Genomic DNA, 19,049 nt, shown 5'->3' on the forward strand with positions numbered 1-19,049 from the left:
ACTGTTTATCTCATTTTGTTTTTTTTTTTTTTCTTTTAGTGCACAAATAATTTGCTTTAGCCCTTCTATTTACTCGTCGTACATTCTTTCTTGTAAAATAAATATACATACAAAAAGACAAACCTTTAGAAATCTTCTAAGGGTTTGCCTTTTTTAATAAGTTGAAACTTCATTTCTTATTTATTTTTATTTTCTAAAAATGTCTTTCTAACTTGTGGGAATAAAGCATATGTTAATAAATTTTCATATAGCTTTTCTTGTTTAGCAGTACTTAGCTGAGAATATAAGTTTAGAAGCATTCCTCCCAGCACTTGATAGAAAAGCAAAATTTTTATAAATCTTTTTGTTATTGTATCCTCTGTACTTTCTATGCTTATATTATAAATCTTCAAAATTTATTCATATCTAAGGGCTTCTATTGGGTCAAGTTTTGCTGCTTTGTTAGCTGGATAGTAACCAAAGAAAATTCCTATTAGCATAGAAAATCCAACTGCTACTACAATGGAACCAATTGATGGAAGTGATGGCGCCTTCAAAAGTTTAGACCCCACAAGTCCGATTATTGACCCTAAGATTATGCCGAAAATTCCTCCAATTATACAAATTATCACAGATTCTATTATAAATTGTTTTCGTATGTCTCCCCTAGTTGCCCCAAGTGCCTTTCTTATTCCAATTTCTCTCGTTCTCTCTGTTACTGAAACTAGAAGAATGTTCATTACTCCAATTCCACCAACTAAAAGGGATATGGCTGCGATTGCTCCAATTGCTAATTGAATTGAACCCATGGCGCCATTTACTTGTGAAATTTCGCTTTTTGCTGAATAATATTTCACCTCTGCTCTAGGATTGTTGGCGTAAAATTTTGCGTTTAAGTCGTCGACAATTGATTGTGCATCTTCTTCTATTGTATCGGAATTTTTTAAAGTCATTGTTACGTCATAATAAAAAGTTCTTGGCTCTGTCAAAAATTCTCTATCTCCCGTCGTCCTTGGAATGTATATTGTGGAACTAGATCCGTTGAAGGATTGTCCCATTACGGATATCTCTTCGTACTTGTAGACGCCAATAATCATGGCAACTATTAGCTTGCCATTGCTTTCGATTTTTGCTTCTCTGCCAAGTACTTCTGGTGCCGAAGTTTTATATACTTTTTCCAAAACCTTGTCGGATATTACTACAACTGACTTGCCTCTCTTTACATCTTCTTCATTTAAAAACCTGCCGGCAAGCATTTTTATTTTGAAAATATTTTTTTCATCCTGTGATGTCGCCGATATTGTAACTTGTTCTTTATTTCTTCCTTCTTTTACAAAGCCGTTTCCACCAGCTCCATTGTAGATGAGTTTGTCTATCTTCCTGCCCTTTTGTGCTTCTAAATAATTTATTATATTTTCCGTTAAAAAATCACCTTCGCTAAGTTCGCTATTATCGTAATCAGATTTTTTTGACTGCACATAAATTTGGACTGCTGTATTAGCTATGGAGTCAAAGGCTTTATTTACGGATTTTGTAAGTGCGTTGCCTATTGTCGTGATGCCAATTACTGAACCTATGCCGATTATAATGCCAAGCATGGTCAAAAAGGACCTTAGCTTATTGGATCTCAATCCTTCCAAGGAGAGTTTTATTGTTTCTAATAAATCCATTAAATCTCCTCCAACATTCCATCGTTCATTTTGTAAATTCGAGTGGCTTCCTCTGCAAGTTCAAGGTTGTGAGTGATGATGATTATTGTCCTCTTCTCCACTTCGTTTAGCTTGTGAAAGAGATCCATTACATTTCTTCCCGTTTTGGAGTCCAATGCTCCCGTAGGTTCATCTGCTAGGATTATGTCGGGATTATTTGCCATAGACCTTGCTATTGCCACCCTCTGCTTTTGTCCTCCAGATAATTCGTTGGGGAGGTGTTTCATCCTGTCCTTCATATCCACAATTTCTAAAAGTCTTTCTGCTCGCTCTGTCCTCTCTTTTTTTGAAATTCCTGCATATGTCATGGGTAGTTCCACATTTTTAAGTGCATTTGATCTTGGAATTAGATTGAAATTTTGAAATACAAAGCCAATTTTTTTGGAACGATAACTAGAAAGTTCGCTGTCCTTTAACGAGGAAATGTCTACTTTATTAAGTTCATAATATCCCGATGTCTGTCTGTCTAAAAGTCCAATTATATTCATTAAAGTTGACTTTCCTGAACCGGACTGTCCCACTACTGAAACGAAGTCGCCCTCATTTACGTCAAAATCTATGCCGTGAAGTATTTCCAATTCGTTTTCTTTTCCAATGTTAAAGGACTTTTTTATGTCCCGCATTTTTATGAAATTATTTTTCATCTTCTTTTCCAGCCTTTTCCTCTAGCATAGGTGTATCTAAAATTTTTACAATACTTCCCTCGCCATAGCCTCCTGATGTTGCAAGAACTTTATCTTTTTCCTTTAAGTTTTTGGATTTTATTGCAGTTTCTGCATCATTAGCAAGCCCTAAGGTTACTTCAACTTTTTCAATTTGATATTTATCCTTGCCCTTTTCCCTTAGTGCAAGTACATATTTTTTGCCATCTCTATCGAAAATTGCATCTGTGGGTACTTTGAAAGTGTTTTTTTCTTCGCTCAAAATATACTTAACTCTAAGGCTCATGCCTGGTGCAAGTTCATTTTCTTGTCCACTATTAATTTCTATTACTGTCTTGTATAATACTTCGCTAGTTTTATTTTCCTCTGACGCTTTCATTGGCACTGGCTCTATGGAAATTACTTTGCCCTTGTAGTTTTTGCCCATGACTGCATCTGATGTAATTTCTACTTCTGTCCCAACGGATACAGAATTTTTGTCGTATTCTTTTACTTGTGATTCAATTCTCAATGTTTCTATGGTTTCAATTTTGGCAACAGATGCTGCTGGTGTTTGCCCTTCTTTTGCATTTAACTCTGTAACAGTTCCGTCAGCTGGTGCTTTTATCATTACTTTTTCTAATTCTTCTGTTAGATTTTCAATTTCTACGCTGTCTAAATTGTTTGCGCCTGCCTTTGCAGTTTTTAAATTGTCAGAAAGTCCAGAAATTTCATTTGCCACTTGGGTTTTTGTAGATTCAAGATTTTTCTTTGCACTTTCATAATTATTCTTTGCAGTTTCTACACTTTGTGCCAAAGTTTTTAACTCGTCTTCACGTGCTTTTTGTGATTTTAAAGCTTTGTCGGAATTTAGATTGACATCATCTTTTGCTTTTTGCACTTCAAGTTTTGTTGCGTCCACTTGTTTCTTTTGTGCTTCTATTTCTTTTTCCAGTGCATCTGCTTCTAATGTGTATTTTTGTTCGTCAGCTTTGGCATTTCCAAGTTCTTCCGTAATTCTATTTACTTCGATTTCGACTTCGTTTTGCCTTCTTGTAAGACTGTTTATATTTTCATTTGCCGATTTTTTTATTTCATCGAAGTTAATTGCATCAAGGGCTGATTTTTTATCTATAATATCTTTATCACATTGTCCTATTTGTTCTACTACTCTATCTAGTTCTCTTAAAACTTTATCTAATTCTTTTTTTGCTTCATTTGAAGTTGATGTCAATAGACTTTCTTTATCTTTTTCTAGTTTTTGTTTTTTTGCTTCTAATTGATTTTTTTGTGCTTGTAGTCCACTTATTTCTGTTTGATAATTAGAAACTTGTCCTTGAGCTTCAGTTAATCTTTCCTGTTCTTCTTTTATGGAAATCCCTATCTCAGTTGATCTTCTCTTTTCATTTTCAAGTGAATTTTGCAAATAGCTAGTTTTCTTAGACTTGTCTGATGCAATAGCTCTGTTTTCAGAAATTTTATTGGCATTTTTATTCATATCATCTTGAAGTTGTTTGTATTTTAAACTTGCCGCTTCTTCTTGGTAAGCAAGATTTTCCTTTGTATCGCCCTCTGCAACTATCCCTTGATTGTATTTCTCGTCAATGCTTCTCTTAAAATCGTCATAGGCTTTTTGCGCAGCTAAATACTGATCCATTGCTTGTGTAATAGAAGTTTCAGCAGCTACAATTGCTGCGTTTTTCCCTGAATCTCTGCCACTAATTGCTTCTGATAATCTCTTTTTTGCCGCAGAAATTTGTGCAGAAACATTTTTATCTGTGGCTGACTTTTGTGCACGCCTTGACTTTAATTGTTGCTCAATAGAAGATGAATCCAATTCTGCAATTACATCGCCCTTTTTAACTTTATCGCCCACTTTTACATTTACGTGAGTAACTGGAAGTGGCTTTTCTGCATAGACTTCAACAGAATTTGAAGGTACAACTTTTCCCTTTTCTGTAACGGAATTTGTAACACTTCCCCTCTCCAATGTAACCACTTGGTTTTGTGAAACTCCTTCGCCATCTCCACCTTTTAGTTTTCCCGAAATTATTTTAAATATTAAAAATACAATTAAAAATAATAGCAATAATGCAATTATCTTGGTTTTCTTATTTTTAAAAATTAAATTCTTTGCCTTTATGTATAAATTTTTCATACTAACCTCCAAGAATATTATCAAAAGTATTATATAGTATGATTATCTGAATTTGCAATAGTTAAACACTGCAATATATTTATTTAAGCAATTTTTAATTTTAAATTAATTTTTTTGTAATAACTTTCCCAATATTCTTTATAATATATTTTATATAAAATTAAGATATAATAATTAGGGGTGATTTGATGTTCGAAATATGTATATTAATTTTATTCATATTGAATTTATTTGTGGCAATAATTTTTAAAATACCACTAACTTTTGCACTTTTCTTAAATTTAATTCTCTTATCTTTTTATGCCTACATAAAAAAATTTAGCTTAAAAGAAATCTCTACAATGGTATATACTGGCATAAAAAGCACAAAAACTATCCTAATAGTATTTTCTCTCATTGGAATGATTACAGGAATTTGGCGACTTTCCGGCACTATCGCTTATATAATTTATCACGGAACAAGCTTAATCAATCCAAGATTCTTTTACGTTGGTATTTTTATTTTTAACGCTACTATTTCTTTTCTTACGGGTACAAGTTTTGGCACTGCATCAACAGCTGGCATAATTTCCATGTCGATTTCAAATGCAATGAGTTTTAATCCCCTTATAAGTGGCGGTGCAATTTTATCTGGTTGTTTTTTTGGCGACAGATCATCGCCAATGTCAACATCGGCATTACTTGTCGCAACTTTGACAAAAACTGACCTCTACAAAAATTTAAAAAATATGTTTAGGACTTGCATTTTGCCCCTTGTCCTCACAATTATAACTTACCAAATTTTTAATCTTGGCATTGACGCAAAAATTGACAATAGAGGAATAAATTTAATAAAAGAAATTTTTAACTTCAACTTGCTTTTAATAGTTCCACCACTTTCTATAATCTTGCTTTCAATTTTTAAAGTTGATTTAAAAATAAATATGCTTATTTCCATTTTGCTTTCAATATTTTTTGCAGCTATATTTCAAAATAAAAATGCGCTGGAAATATTTAGGGCATTGATTTTTGGTTTTCACGTAAATTCAGATGCTGGCAAACTAATTAATGGTGGTGGATTTATTTCAATGCTAAAAATGCTTTTAATAGTTGGAATTTCATCGGGATACTTTGGATTTTTTAAGGAAACTCAGCTTTTAGTCGGCGTTAAAAAAATCATAAAAAAATTATTTTCAAGGCTCCCCGACATGATCATAATGTCAGTAATGTCCATTTTGATTTCAGTTTTTAGCTCAAATCAAACACTCTCCATAATGTTAACTTATGAAATGGCACGTGAAAGTTATAAAGATAATGAAAAATTAGCACTTGACCTAGAAAATACAGCAGTCATGACGGCAGCCTACATCCCCTGGAATATAGCAGGACGTACACCCCTTGAAATGTTTGGTGCACCAATAATGTCCTTGTATTTTTCCTTTTACCACCATTATATAGTCCTAATTAATACCCTAGCTTCTGTAATAGAATTTAGAAAAACAAAAAACACGAAAAAAATATAGAAAAATTTTATTACACTTTCACATTAATAAAATTTTGCAAAATAAAAACTCAGAGCTAAGGTAGTTCTGAGTTTTATTTTGATTATTCTATTTTTTATTCTTAAAAAATTATTTTGAAAGTCATATTTAATTGTTTTAAACTTCATCAAATTCAATTAATGGTGCTGGTTTTCCTCCTGATGCTAAATCTATCTTTGTTACTATAAATATTACAACAAATGCTACTACTGCACCTGGAACTATTGCACTAAGCCCCCATGGACTCTTTAATACAAAAATCCAAATAGCCGATACTATTGTTCCTGCAAGTATTGCTATAAATCCTGCCTTTTGAGTTACGTCTTTCCAAAAAAGTCCACAAACAAAGGCAGCAAAAGGTCCTGCTGAACGCAATGCAAAGGCAGACATCATTACACTAATTATGTTTGAGTTAGATAATGCTACTCCTAGTCCAAAAAGTCCTGCCAAAGTCATTACAATTCTTGATACTAGTACTTCCTTTTTTGGATCTGCATTGTTATTTGTGATATATGGCTTATATATGTCATTTGAAAACATTGTTGCTGTTCCAATCATATTTCCTGATGCACTTGATATTGTTGCGGCAACTACTGCAGCAAGTACTATTCCAGAAACCAATGGTGGTGCAAATCTAACTGTAGCATCTGCTAAAGCTGATTTAGATATTCCATTTGCTGTGTATCCATCAATATAAGAATAAGCCATAAGTCCTATAAGAGCTGGGACTATTGCATAAGCTGCTGATAAAAGTCCTGCTATTATTGAACCCGTCTTTGCTGCTGAACCAGTTTTTGCTGACGAGAATGTTTGCACAATCTCTTGCCCAGTCGGAAATGTCATACAATACATCGCAATATATCCCAGTACTGTTGGAAATCCAATTTTTGTCATGCTCATTAAGTCAACTTCTCCATTAGATGCAATAGATACTTCTCTAGCCTTTTCAAATAGATTTGCAAACCCTCCAATTGCTTTATTTTCAACCATTACAAAAAGAGCAATTGTCATTCCAATAGTTATAAAGAACACATGCATCATATTAGCTGATGCAACTGATGCAAATCCTCCAATCATAGTATATGCAATTACGACTATTGTTGTTATAATTGCGGCCTTATTAAAGTCAAGACCAGTTAATACATTTATTATTGATGCTGTAGCTATTATTTGAGCACCCGTTGCCATAAATAGTGCTAAAATTGATGTTATTGCTGTTATTATATGTGATGGCTTGCCGAATCTCATTCCAATAATTTGAGGAACCGTATTTGCTGATGATCTTCTAAAGTAAGATGCAACAAAAGATACTAATACAAAACCTATTCCGGCTGCTATAACATACCATGCTGCTGAAATCCCATAGCTATATACATTTGTAGCTATTCCTGTTGTTGACGCTCCACCTGTGTTAGCTGCAAAAAGTGTTCCAGCTAACACAAATGGACCGAGAGATTTTCCTGCCATCAAGAAATCTTCATTTGCATTTTTTGATTGCGACTTTTTCTTTTGTCTATAGGATGCAAATAAGCCAATTGCTACTGTTGCAATCATATAGATTATTATTATTGTTAATGTTGTTCTTTGAGTAGCATTCATATTTATCTCCCTTTAAATCTTAATACTTTACCTGCTTTTTTAGGAGTTGCTTTTCCTTCATCTATTAAAATATTTCCATTAACTATAGAGTAGTCTATTCCTGTAGCTAATTGCTTAGGATTTGTATAATCTCCATTATCTTTAATGTTATCAAAATCTATTACTAATATATCTGCTGCATATCCATCTTTTAAATAGCCTCTATCTTTAAGCCCTATTGTGTCAGCAGCTTTACCAGTCATCTTTCTTATAGCAACTTCAACAGGGAATACTTTTTCATCTCTACAATATTTTCCAAGAACTCTTGCAAAAGAGCCATAAAGTCTTGGATGTGGTTTTGCTCCTATTATTCCATCTGTACAAACATTTTGTTCATCTCTTTTCATAAATGTCTTTATATGTTCTTCCTTACCATAAAAATCTACTAAACCTACAATATTTTCTTCATCTCTGATTAAATCAAATATTGCATCATAGGGATCTTTACCAGTTGCTTCACCTAGTTCAATAAGATTCATTCCAACATATTTTTCTGACTCTTCGTTTTTAACAAAGGTTATAAAAATTCCCTCAAGCCCTGCAAAATCAATAAAGTTATCCCAGCCTGGTATTCCTTCTTTTATGTCTTTCTTCATTTTTTCGCGAAGTTCTTTATCATTAAGTCTTTCTATTAATTTGTCCGTTCCCCCATCGTGAACCCATGGTGGAAGAATTACAGACATCATTGTAGAGCCTGCAACATATGGATATTGGTCAAAAGAAATTGTAAGCCCTTCTTCTTTTGCGTCATCTAGTTTTTGTAAGATGTCAGGAATCATATCCCAATTGTTTTTTCCACAGATTTTAAAGTGTGAAAAGTGAGTTCTACATCCACCTTCTCTTGCAATTTTTAAGATTTCATCCATTGATTCAAGCATTGCATCTGCTTCTGATCTTTGATGAGTTACAAAAACCCCGCCATTTTTCTTTATTACTTTCCCTAATTCAATAAATTCATCTACATCTGCATATACACATGGCGGATAGATCATTCCTGTGCTCATCCCAAAAGCACCAGCATCAAAAGCTTTTTGAAGTTCTTCATTCATTCTTCTTTGTTCTTCTGCTGTTGGTTTTCTATTTTCAAGCCCCATGCTAACCATTCTCACATTTCCATGTGGTGCAAGATATGCAATATTTGGTCCAAGATCAAGTTTGTCAATTTTATTTAAGTATTCTTCTATACTTCTCCAGTCCCATTCATAATCATATTCACCTTCTAGTCCAGCCATTGCTTTCTTCCAAGGTTTTACTGTTTCATTGTTTACAGGAGCAGGTCCCATTCCATCTTGGGCAACAAGCTCAGTTGTTATTCCCTGAAATAGTTTTGGTGCAAGATAAGGATCTTCAATTACAAGCATTGAAGAATGGGAGTGTGTGTCGATAAATCCTGGAGTTACAATTCTTCCTTTAGCATCAATGACTCTCTTTGCTTCAACATCTCCTTCAACAAAATACATTTTTTCATCTTTAATAGCTATATTTTTATCAAAGGGTTTTGTTCCAGTTCCATCTACTATAGTTCCGTTTTTAATAAAGATATCGTACATATTTATCTCCTTTATACTAATAACGCTTCCATTACCGCTTCATAAGAATCCACAACTTTTTCAAGCTCGGAAACTTCTATATACTCATTGACAGTATGTGCTAAATTTTCTCTTGAAGGTCCAATGCCAAGTGTCTTTATCTTTGCCTCTCCAGCATAATGACTTCCATTTGTGCAGAAATTATATTGAGTTATTTCTGGATTTTGTCCCTTATCCTTTAGCTTTGCGACAACTTTTTTTACCCATACTTCATCTTCGTCAAATATCCATCCTGGGAAAAATCTTTCTCCTCCAATAGTTTCTCCAGTAAAACATTTTTCTTCAGCCTCTGTATAATAGGCTCTAACTTTTAATTCGTTATCTTCTTTCATTAACTTTTCTAAAAGTTCATTTATTGGAGCTAAAACAGATTCTTTAGTTTCATTAACTAATAATCTTCTATCATAAGTCGCAACACATTTTTCTGGCACAACAGATGCCCCTGGATATGGACTTGACTTAATATCTACAAGCTCTAAAATTCCATCGCCCAATCTATCATGATGAGTTGGTTTTAAATTTTTAATAGCCTCAATTACTTTACACATTTTATAAACTGCATTGATTCCCTTTTCAGGATTTGCTGAATGCGCTGGCTTTCCTAAAACTTCAACTTTAATTTCAGCTCTTCCTCTTTGCCCAATTTTAACATTGCAGTTTGAAGCTTCACCAATTATTGCATAGTCTGGATTTATGTAAGCGCTTACTTCTCTTGCAGCAACACCTTCAAAGCATTCTTCATGAACAATTCCTGCGACAAAAATTTCTCCAGCAAAATCCCCCTTAGTTTTTTCTTTAAAATTGCTTGCTGCAACTGCCATTGATGCCAAAGCACCCTTCATGTCACTTGATCCTCTCCCGTAAATTTTCCCATCGTGAATTTCTGCTTCAAAAGGAGGATACTCCCATTCACTCTCATCAGTTACAGGAACTGTGTCCATGTGACCATCAAATACAATTTTTGGTCCAGGTCTATTCCCTTTTATGTGACCAATAGTGTTTCCATACTTGTCTACATGAACATCATCAAATCCATTATCTCTAAAAAATTTTGTCAGTTCTTCTGAAACACCTTCCTCCTTTCCTGAATAGCTTTGTCTTCTGATTAACTTTTGCGTTAACTCTACTGCACTTATCTTACTCATTTTCTACCTCCTGTACTTTCATATTTTCCATCCCATACAATATCTAAATAGTTTTTAGCATCAGTATCGCCTTCCGTAGAAACAAATATTAAATTTGAATCTGAATTTATATTTAATTCCTTTCTTGCATTTTCAAAACTATCATCGGTTAAAATTTTAATAATTGCACCAAAAGGAGCTGCCCCACTTTCTCCCGAAATAATTCTTTTATCATCCTTATAAGGATTTCCAAGAACTCTCATACCAAAAGCCGCAAATTCATCCGAGGCCTTAATATAATGCTCACAATTATCTAAAAGGACTTTTAGTCCAAATGTATTTGGTTCGCCACAAGCAAGCCCTGCCATAATCGTTTTATGATCTCCCCCAACTAAAACTCTTTTATTTGCAATAGCTGATTCATAAATACAAGCAACAGTATCAGGCTCTACAATAGTAATACTTGGCTTGTCTTTACCTTCATACATATTTATAAAAAATCCAGTAGTTGCTGCTGCAAAAGAACCAACACCAGCTTGCAAAAACACATGAGTCGGTTTAATATTTTTTTCTTGCAAGGTTTCATACATCTCCCAAGCAAGAGTCATATAGCCCTGCATAATCCACTTTGGAATATCTTCATATCCATCCCAAGCAGTGTCTTGAACCATGATGTAACCCTTTTCCTCAGCTAGTTTATTAGCTTCTCTAACGCATTCATCGTAGTTCATATCTAAAACTTTTACAGTTGCTCCTTCTTTTTCAATATTCTTAACTCTTTCTTCAGCTGATCCCCTAGGCATAAATACAATTGATTTTTGATCTAATTTATTAGCAGCCCATGCAACTCCACGACCATGATTTCCATCAGTCGCAGTTATAAAAGTAATATCTCCTAATTTGTCTTTAACTTCTTTAGAAGTTAATTTTTCAAAATCCAAATTTTTAATGTCCATATTTAACTTTTCTGCAATAACTTTCCCAATAGCATAACTTCCACCGAGAACTTTGAATGCATTTAATCCAAACCTATTGGATTCATCCTTAACCAAAATATTTTTTACACCTATTTTCTCCGAAAGGTTTTTTAATTCAACAAAAGGTGTTTCTTTATACATTGGAAAGTTATTGTGATAATTATGAACTTCCATTGCTACATCCTTATTTAAAAAGCTTATATCATATCTTTCCCTTTTTTCTTTTTGATCTTTAGTAAAAATTTCTAATTTCATAGACTCCCCTTTTTATAAATTTTGAATATATTTTTTAACATCTTTTAATAAAAGATAAAATATAATTATTTATTAACTAATTTTTTAAGTATTATGTGATATATTACATAATACTTTACTTGTCTTTTTTTGTCAACACTACTTTTTATAATTATTTTATGATATACTTAAGATTAATAATGAAAACGAGGTTTTAATGTTGAATATGCTATTAGAAAATAGTAGAAACGAAAAAATAAATAGAACTTTTATTAAAGATGAAGTTTATGATACGCTTTCTAACTGGATAATAACAGGTTATTTGGAGCCTGAAACAAAAATAAATATAAATAGTCTTTCAGAGAAACTTGGAATAAGTAGAACTCCTATTAGAGAAGCCATCCTAAAATTAGAAAATGAAGGGCTAATACTTTCAAAGGCTAATCGTTGGACAATTGTTGCGCCCATTGATTTAGATGCTTCCTTTTATACTTATTCAGTAGTAGCCAGCTTGGAGATGCTTGCACTTGAACAAGCTTTTGATAAAATTGACGATGACTTTATTAATAACCTTCAAAAAATAAATGCAAAATTAGATCTGGCTTTTAAAAATCTTGACACAATGGAACTTTTAAATTACGACAATGAATTTCACGACAGTTTTATTTACTTGTCAGGGAATCCAGAATTGCCTTCTATTATCCATCCTCTTAAAAAGAAAATTCAACGTGTTGAGCTCTCTTTTTTTAAAGACAATGATGGCAAATCAAATACCTTTGGAGAACACAAGGCTTTGATAGACGCTCTTAAAAAAAGAGATTTGGAATTAGCTAAACTTTGTTTGAAGGCAAATTGGTACAACTCCATAAACTTAGTAAAAGAAAAAAATAAAAGAAAATAAAATTTCGCACAAAAACGGTGCTGTTGCAAAATAGAATTACCTATTTTGCAACAGCACCATTTTTATTAAATATTTAAAATTAGCCGTTCCATTTTTCCGCCTAAAAAAATTATTTGAACAGATTTATCCAATATTTCATAAAAATGGGTAACTTTAATAAAGCTATACTTTTGAAAAATTTTTTTCTTAAGCTGCTTTGTATTTTATGATTTCTAAGTCTTTTTTTATTATTTTTGATGCTAATTTATTTAGGTTTATGGCTACTGATATGAGATTTATTTCACTTATTATATTTGCCTTCCCTCTATGATGGAATCTAGTATAGGATAATCCTTCTTTTATTTTTGAGAATGCTCCTTCTGCTTGGATTGAGCGGTTTATTCTTTCTTCTATTCCTTCTTTTGATGTTATATTTTTTAAGGATTTTTCTCTATATTTTTGGAATGTTTCTGAGATATAGATTCCTTTTGTTTTTTGTCCTTTTGTATTCCAATCAAAGCACCTATATACTTTAGTTGTCGATATGTATCCACTTTTCTTTTTTGTATGTTTGTCTTTGCATCTTATGAATTCTTTTCCTTCCAGTGTTATGTATTTGTCTTGTTTTTCATCATATTTTAGGTTCTTTCTAAACTCCATGTCTTTTTTGTATTTTTCTAGTTTTTCCTTCCAGTCTTTTAGCTTTTTTTGATGTTTTTCTATTGACCCTCTCCATACAAAGCTGTATATGTTGGCATAATCCTCTATCTTTGTTCCGTCTATGTATATGCTTGATAGGTCTATTTGCTTTTCTTCTATTAATATTTGAACCATCTGATTAAGTAAACCTGGCGTTAATTCTGTTATTTTTTGTCTAAATCTATTTATTGTGCTATGGTCAGGTGCTTGTTCTGTATCTAGTAGATATTTAATTCTTAAGTCATATTTACAGGCTTTTTCTATTTCTCTTGATGAAAATATTCCTTCTGAATAGCAAAATATTAATATTTCAAGCATTGTTACAGGATTTACAACTGTTTTTCTTCCATATGATGAATAGACTTTTTTTAATTCTGATAGATTCATCCTTTCAATTATATTTTTTACAAGCCTTAGTTTTACATCATCTTGGATATATATTTCTGTATTAAAGTTTATTTTTAATTGAATTGTGTCATTAACTAGCGTATAATTAGTTAATGACAATGTGTGTTTTTTTATGTTCATAAATACATTGTATCAAAAAAGACGAGGTTTTTTTAATTATCCTCGCCTTTTTTATTTTGGGACTTTTGCAACAGCCCCTTTACATCTTATATTCTCTTATTCTTTATCAATCCCATTTATTGCATTATTATAAATAAAATTGATTAAATTTTCTTCTTCATCATATGAGTAATATCTATTTAAGAGTGTGTTAAACTCATTAATTTTATCTGTTGATATAGATATTATTCCATTACCTTTTTTTATCATCTCCTTATTAGCTATTAACATTGCTGTTCTCTTATTCCCATCCCAAAATAATTGGGATTTCATAAGATAAAGCATAATTTTTATTGCACTTAATGTATTAGGCTCTATTTTCTTCAGTTCTTCTAACTTATTTATTACTTCTTTTTCATCTGGTATTGGTGGTATATAGTCTGTTCCACTTATACCCACCTTTCCAGTTCTTAATTTTCCCCACTCTAACGCTTCATCTTTTGCAACTTCTTTATGAATGTTACATATATAATCAAGCGTTAAATCTTCATCATAACTTGTAAATATCTCCTGCCAAGCGTGTTTTAAGTTCAATATTGTGTTTACTTCTGCAATATCTGCATTTTTGACTTTTAACTTATTGACTATATCATAAGTATCTGGAAAAGTGATATTGATGCCCTCTAGATTTGCACTTTTCCAAATAGAATCCACAATATTTCTTTTTGCAAGGTATAGATTTTCTTTTTCTGTCATATTATATCTATCTTGCATTTCACACCCCCTTTAATTACTTAATTTTATTTTATATCATTTTTTCTCATCTTGTAAATAATCTAAACTTTTTTCAACATCTCAATCAGTTTATATTTGCAAGTCTGTTCAAAACCTACATTGAATTTTAACATAATATCCAGCAATTCACTATTAATATCATTGACTGTTATTTCTGACGTCTTATTTTTTGCAACTGCCATTATTCTATCCAGTTGTTTAATATATTCTTTTATCTTCATAAACAACTCTCCTTTTTTTTACCTGTCATTTCTCTTACTTACAAATAATAGATAACTTAAAAATTTAAAATATTATATAGAATTTTCAAAAAGAATATATAAAATCTCCTCTTGGAGTTTACAGTTTATACAACTTAATTGTAAATCTAAGTTCCTGAATTTCTTTTTATTTAATTGCTATTTTATACACTATAAAGGTGGTGTTGCAGAATAGAATTATCTATTCTGCAACACCACCTTTTTTATTTTGGGACTTTTACAACAGCCCCTTTTTCTTTGCTATTAAATATTTTGTCTTATAAATAGTCTTATTTATAATTTTTTTAATTTAAGTTGTTTTATAAACTTGATTTACTTTTAATGAAATTAAACTTTTGTAAATGTTCTTGGTGTTAGTTTGTTTTCTATTATTCCAAGTATAAAGTCTGCCAATACTGCCATTAGTGCCGTTGGTATTGCTCCTGCAATTATTATCGGGCTTCCATTGGCAACAGTTATTCCTCTTGTTATTATATCGCCAAGTCCTCCTGCACCTATGAAGGTTCCCACTGCTGTTACTCCTATGGCAAGGACTAGTGCATTTCTAATGCCGCCCATTATAATTGAAATTGCAAGGGGCAATTCAACTTTTGTCATTAGTTGAATTCTTGTCATGCCCATACCCATTGCTGCGTCAACAAGTTCTGGCGTTACAGAATTTATGCCAGAAACTGTGTTTTTTAATATGGGAAGAATTGCGTATAGAAATACGGCAAAGACCACTGTATTTGGCCCCGTTCCTATTAAAAACATGAGCATAGCAAGCATTGCAAGGGAAGGTATGGTCTGCATTACATTTGCAATGCTAATTGTAAGCCTTGAAAGTTTTCTTTTTCTCGCCACAAAAAATCCAAGAGGTATTGCAATTATTGATGCAAATAAAACTCCATAAAGGGAAATTAAAAAGTGCCTAATAAATTGCTCGAAAACATAGCTTGAATTTTGTGCGTAGTACATTATTACCTCAGACATTTTTTCCTCCTTCCACAAAAGTTTTATACTCTTGTAACTTATTTTTGTCGACTTTTACATCTTCAAAATAATTATTTTTTTTCAAAAAGTTTTCCGCTACCTTTGCTGGTTCAATTAAATCTTCATCTGCTTGTCTATTTAATTCCTGCATAGTTTTTGATGAAATTTGTCCTACTAGTTTCATTATTGCAATTTCTACTTCTGGATATTTTTCCACAATTTTTTCTGATGCAACAGGTGATGCGTCATAGGGTGGGAAAAGTCTTTTATCATCTTCTAATATTACTAAATCGTAAGATGAAATTTTTCCGTCAGTTGAATATCCAAGGACTACATCCATTTCACCACTGGCAAGTGCTGTATAGACAAGTCCAATATCCATTGGGTAGATGTTTTTAAAGCCGTAACCGTAAGTTTCTTGAAAGGCCTTATATCCGTCGCCCTCTCTCTTTATCCAAGCTGTGTCAACTCCAACGCTAACTTTGTCCTTTATTTTTTCTAAATCTGAAACTTTTTTAAGATTGTTTTCTTCTGCAAATTTTTTAGTAACCATAAAGGCATATGTGTTGTCAAAGCCAAAGGATGGATACCAAAATCTATTCCACCTCTTGTAATATTCTTTCATTACAACTTCTTGTGCTTTTTTTGGATCTCTTATTGGTTTCATGCCAAGCTCGCCACTAAGTGCAGTACCTGTGTACATAGCACCAACTACATTAACATCTCCCTTTAACATAGCTATGTGGTTTAAGACTGATGATGACAAATTTGTTATTAATGAAACATCAAGGTCTGTGTGATGTTCTATCATTTGCTTAACTATTTCTCCTAAAATTTGTCTTTCTGTATTTGACCCAGTGGCGACAACTACGTTTGTTTTTGTGTTTCCACCAATGCCAGGTAAGGTGCAAGATGTGAAAAATATGGAAATCGCAAAAATTAAAGTTAATTTTTTTAATCTCTTCATTACGCCACCTCACTTGTCTTGTTAGGTGAAAGTTTGTCTTCTAAAATTCCAAAGAAAAAGTCCACAATTATAGCCATTAGTGTTACAGGAATTGTACCCCATACCACCATTGGCATTATAGCATTTGTAAGACCATTGAAAATAAAATCTCCAAGTCCTCCTGCTCCAACATAGGATGCAAGAGTAGTCCATGCAAGTACATAAATGGCAGAAAGTCTTATCCCACTCATAATTACTGGCATAGCCATTGGTATTTGTACTTTAAAAAGAACTTGCGACCTCGTCATGCCCATGCCCTTTGCTGCATCAATTAGTTTGTCATTTACTCCTGCTATTCCAAGATAAGTGTTCCTCAAAATTGGAAGCAGTGAATAAATGAAAAGGGAAACTATGGCAGGCGTTTTGCCAACTCCAAAAATTGGAATCATTAGTGCCAATAATGCAAAGGAAGGCACGGTTTGAAGTACTGATGCAATTGCCATTACAATTTTTGCTATTGTCTTTGAACGAGTTAAAAATATTCCTAAGGGCACTGCAATTAAAACTCCAAAAAATAGCGAAATTGATGCAATAAAAAGGTGCTCTATTGACTTTGATAAAATTTCTCCACCATTAGTAAGTAAAAAATCAATCATTGTCTTCACCTATCTTTTTAGATGCTTCTCCCGATGCATCTTTAATAAGCTCTGACAGATTGTCCTTTTCAAAAATTTCTTCAGTTTCTTCGCCGTCTTCATTTTCCCAAAGGTTTGTGTAAATTGTATCTACTATGGAAGCTCTAGTTACAAGTCCAACAAGTTTATTATCTATATCCACTACTGGAAGGTTTTTTATATCCAAGTTGTAAATATCTCTTATGGCATTCATAATAACTGTGTCTTCTCTTATTGCGTAGACTTTTTCCATTACTTCGTCGAGAGATTTTATTTTTTTACCAAATCTTCCTATGTCAAACATTCCAACTGCTCCAAGAAGATGTCCTTCTTCGTCAGTTACAAAAATTGTGTCTACCCTTCTCTTTCTCATAAGGGCAAGGGCATCGTAAGTAGACCTGTCGCTAGAAAGTGAAACTGGATCTTTTAACATAATCGTCTCTACAGTTCTATAAGATGTTTTTGCTTCATTTAATTTTTCTTCGCCAAGCATATCTTCCACATATTTGCTCTTTGGATTTTTTAAAATATTTTCAGGCGTGTCAAATTGTTCCACATGTCCCTTTCTCATTATTACAATTCTATCTGCAAGGGATAGTGCCTCGTCCATATCGTGAGAAACAAATACTATGGTCTTTCCCATTTCCTTTTGAAGTCTTTTCACAAGTTTTTGCAAGGCATCTCTAGTTATTGGGTCAAGTGCTCCAAAGGGTTCGTCCATTAGAATAATATCTTGGTCTGCTGCAAGGGCTCTTATTACTCCAATCCTTTGCTGTTGTCCTCCAGATAGTTCTGATGGATATTTATCTAAGTATGATAATGGCAGGTCTACTTTTTCAATTAAATTTTCTGCTATTGGTCTAAGTTTATCCTCGTCCCACTTTAAAAGTCTTGGCACGAGGACTATATTGTCGTAGACTGTCATATGTGGAAGTAGTCCAATTTGTTGAATTACATATCCAATTTTCCTTCTCAGGTCAACTGGGTCCATACTTTTTATGCTAACTCCATTTATCAAAATATCTCCACTAGTTATATCATTCATTCTATTGATCATTCTCATGCAAGTTGTTTTGCCCGATCCACTGGCTCCAATAAAGCATATAAACTCGCCATCCTTAAACTTTAAATTTATATTTTCAGCTGCAACCTGATTGCCGGGATAGATTTTACTGACATTTTTAAACTCTATCATTATAATCTCTCCTTTTTTATAATTTATAATCTCTCTTTTTTTAAATCTATAAATCACCCCTTTTTATAATTATAATCTCTCCCTTTTTAACTATTTTTATTATACCCTAAATAAAAATATTTCAAAAATTTCTCGCTTTAACCTTTTATATATTAATGTTATAATGTTTTTGTAAGTATAATTTTTGTTTTAAGGAGGATATTATGGCTAACGATTATCATGAACCAGCAGAAGAATTAACAAAAAAATCAAGGGATATTATTAGAGCAATTAATTCATTAAAAGAAGAAATTGAAGCAGTTGACTGGTACTATCAAAGAGTTTCTCTTTCTGAAGATAAAGAATTAAAGGAAATAATGTGGCACAATGCAAAAGAAGAAATGGAACACGCAATGATGACACTTGAATGGTTGCGTAGAAACCAAGAAGGTTGGGACAAGCAAATGAGAACTTACCTATTCTGCGAAGGCGACATTATGGACGCTGAAAAAGATAAGTAAGCATAGATAAATATTATAAATTAATAAAAATAATATTAAAAAATTGGCTAAA

The 19,049-nt window shown here is 32.5% G+C and carries 18 protein-coding genes; 3 read left to right on the forward strand and 15 right to left on the reverse strand.

Annotated elements, in window-relative coordinates:
- Positions 1 to 176: 176 nt before the first annotated feature.
- Genes ACQRC6_RS02665 through ACQRC6_RS02680 form a run of 4 tightly spaced genes read right to left on the reverse strand, consistent with a single transcriptional unit; the run spans position 177 to position 4,487 of the window.
- Positions 177 to 392: a hypothetical protein gene (locus tag ACQRC6_RS02665; protein ID WP_427847616.1), complete on the reverse strand. Its 216-nt coding sequence runs from the start codon at positions 390 to 392 to the stop codon at positions 177 to 179.
- Between the two features lie 3 nt (positions 393 to 395).
- Entirely contained in the window at positions 396 to 1,649 is a 1,254-nt protein-coding gene (locus tag ACQRC6_RS02670; RefSeq protein WP_427847617.1) for an ABC transporter permease, read from the reverse strand.
- Entirely contained in the window at positions 1,649 to 2,332 is a 684-nt protein-coding gene (locus tag ACQRC6_RS02675; protein WP_427847618.1) for an ABC transporter ATP-binding protein, read from the reverse strand. The genes ACQRC6_RS02670 and ACQRC6_RS02675 overlap by 1 nt, the downstream gene beginning before the upstream one ends.
- A complete protein-coding gene (locus tag ACQRC6_RS02680) occupies positions 2,322 to 4,487 on the reverse strand; it encodes an efflux RND transporter periplasmic adaptor subunit (protein WP_427847619.1) in 2,166 nt (721 codons plus the stop codon). The genes ACQRC6_RS02675 and ACQRC6_RS02680 overlap by 11 nt, the downstream gene beginning before the upstream one ends.
- A gap of 233 nt (positions 4,488 to 4,720) precedes the next feature.
- Here ACQRC6_RS02680 and ACQRC6_RS02685 point away from each other — a divergent pair, with 233 nt between their 5' ends.
- Complete coding sequence (locus ACQRC6_RS02685; RefSeq protein WP_427847620.1) at positions 4,721 to 5,989, forward strand: Na+/H+ antiporter NhaC family protein; 1,269 nt, start codon at positions 4,721 to 4,723, stop codon at positions 5,987 to 5,989.
- 135 nt (positions 5,990 to 6,124) lie between these two features.
- Here the strand turns inward: ACQRC6_RS02685 and ACQRC6_RS02690 are convergent, their stop codons facing one another.
- From ACQRC6_RS02690 to dpaL, 4 genes are read right to left on the reverse strand one after another with little or no spacing between them, the layout of a single operon-like run.
- The gene (locus ACQRC6_RS02690) at positions 6,125 to 7,606 is read right to left on the reverse strand and encodes a sodium:solute symporter family protein (protein ID WP_427847621.1); all 1,482 of its coding nucleotides are present in this window, start codon (positions 7,604 to 7,606) and stop codon (positions 6,125 to 6,127) included.
- Positions 7,607 to 7,608: 2 nt separating this feature from the next.
- On the reverse strand, positions 7,609 to 9,195 hold the full coding sequence (locus ACQRC6_RS02695) for an N-acyl-D-amino-acid deacylase family protein (RefSeq protein WP_427847622.1): 1,587 nt from the start codon (positions 9,193 to 9,195) through the stop codon (positions 7,609 to 7,611).
- A gap of 11 nt (positions 9,196 to 9,206) precedes the next feature.
- Positions 9,207 to 10,379, reverse strand: coding sequence for a YgeY family selenium metabolism-linked hydrolase (locus ACQRC6_RS02700; protein ID WP_427847623.1), 1,173 nt, complete (start codon positions 10,377 to 10,379; stop codon positions 9,207 to 9,209).
- On the reverse strand, positions 10,376 to 11,590 hold the full coding sequence (dpaL, locus tag ACQRC6_RS02705) for a diaminopropionate ammonia-lyase (protein ID WP_427847624.1): 1,215 nt from the start codon (positions 11,588 to 11,590) through the stop codon (positions 10,376 to 10,378). The genes ACQRC6_RS02700 and dpaL overlap by 4 nt, the downstream gene beginning before the upstream one ends.
- Positions 11,591 to 11,786: 196 nt before the next feature.
- Here dpaL and ACQRC6_RS02710 point away from each other — a divergent pair, with 196 nt between their 5' ends.
- Positions 11,787 to 12,470: a GntR family transcriptional regulator gene (locus ACQRC6_RS02710; RefSeq protein WP_427847625.1), complete on the forward strand. Its 684-nt coding sequence runs from the start codon at positions 11,787 to 11,789 to the stop codon at positions 12,468 to 12,470.
- 186 nt (positions 12,471 to 12,656) lie between these two features.
- Here ACQRC6_RS02710 and ACQRC6_RS02715 read toward each other — a convergent pair whose 3' ends face one another.
- The 7 genes from ACQRC6_RS02715 to ACQRC6_RS02745 all read right to left on the reverse strand — a co-directional run bounded on the left by ACQRC6_RS02715 (position 12,657) and on the right by ACQRC6_RS02745 (position 18,497).
- Positions 12,657 to 13,676 carry a transposase gene (locus tag ACQRC6_RS02715; protein ID WP_427847626.1) on the reverse strand — a complete coding sequence of 340 codons (1,020 nt, stop codon included), beginning with the start codon at positions 13,674 to 13,676 and terminating at the stop codon, positions 12,657 to 12,659.
- A 96-nt stretch (positions 13,677 to 13,772) separates the two neighbouring features.
- The gene (locus tag ACQRC6_RS02720; protein WP_427847627.1) at positions 13,773 to 14,429 is read right to left on the reverse strand and encodes a Fic family protein; all 657 of its coding nucleotides are present in this window, start codon (positions 14,427 to 14,429) and stop codon (positions 13,773 to 13,775) included.
- A gap of 62 nt (positions 14,430 to 14,491) precedes the next feature.
- A complete protein-coding gene (locus ACQRC6_RS02725; protein WP_427847628.1) occupies positions 14,492 to 14,671 on the reverse strand; it encodes a hypothetical protein in 180 nt (59 codons plus the stop codon).
- 366 nt (positions 14,672 to 15,037) lie between these two features.
- Positions 15,038 to 15,682, reverse strand: a complete 645-nt coding sequence (locus tag ACQRC6_RS02730; protein ID WP_075660049.1) for an ABC transporter permease — start codon at positions 15,680 to 15,682, stop codon at positions 15,038 to 15,040.
- Complete coding sequence (locus ACQRC6_RS02735; RefSeq protein WP_427847629.1) at positions 15,675 to 16,649, reverse strand: osmoprotectant ABC transporter substrate-binding protein; 975 nt, start codon at positions 16,647 to 16,649, stop codon at positions 15,675 to 15,677. Before ACQRC6_RS02735 ends, ACQRC6_RS02730 begins: the two co-directional genes overlap by 8 nt.
- A complete protein-coding gene (locus ACQRC6_RS02740) occupies positions 16,649 to 17,284 on the reverse strand; it encodes an ABC transporter permease (protein WP_427847630.1) in 636 nt (211 codons plus the stop codon). Before ACQRC6_RS02740 ends, ACQRC6_RS02735 begins: the two co-directional genes overlap by 1 nt.
- The gene (locus tag ACQRC6_RS02745) at positions 17,277 to 18,497 is read right to left on the reverse strand and encodes an ABC transporter ATP-binding protein (protein WP_427847631.1); all 1,221 of its coding nucleotides are present in this window, start codon (positions 18,495 to 18,497) and stop codon (positions 17,277 to 17,279) included. Before ACQRC6_RS02745 ends, ACQRC6_RS02740 begins: the two co-directional genes overlap by 8 nt.
- Before the next feature lie 203 nt (positions 18,498 to 18,700).
- Between ACQRC6_RS02745 and ACQRC6_RS02750 the strand changes: the two genes are divergently transcribed.
- Positions 18,701 to 18,997, forward strand: coding sequence for an encapsulin-associated ferritin-like protein (locus ACQRC6_RS02750; protein WP_427847632.1), 297 nt, complete (start codon positions 18,701 to 18,703; stop codon positions 18,995 to 18,997).
- The last annotated feature ends 52 nt before the right edge of the window (positions 18,998 to 19,049 follow it).

It is taken from the genome of Peptoniphilus sp. SGI.035, from assembly GCF_050315115.1.
Lineage (GTDB): Bacteria > Bacillota > Clostridia > Tissierellales > Peptoniphilaceae > Peptoniphilus_A.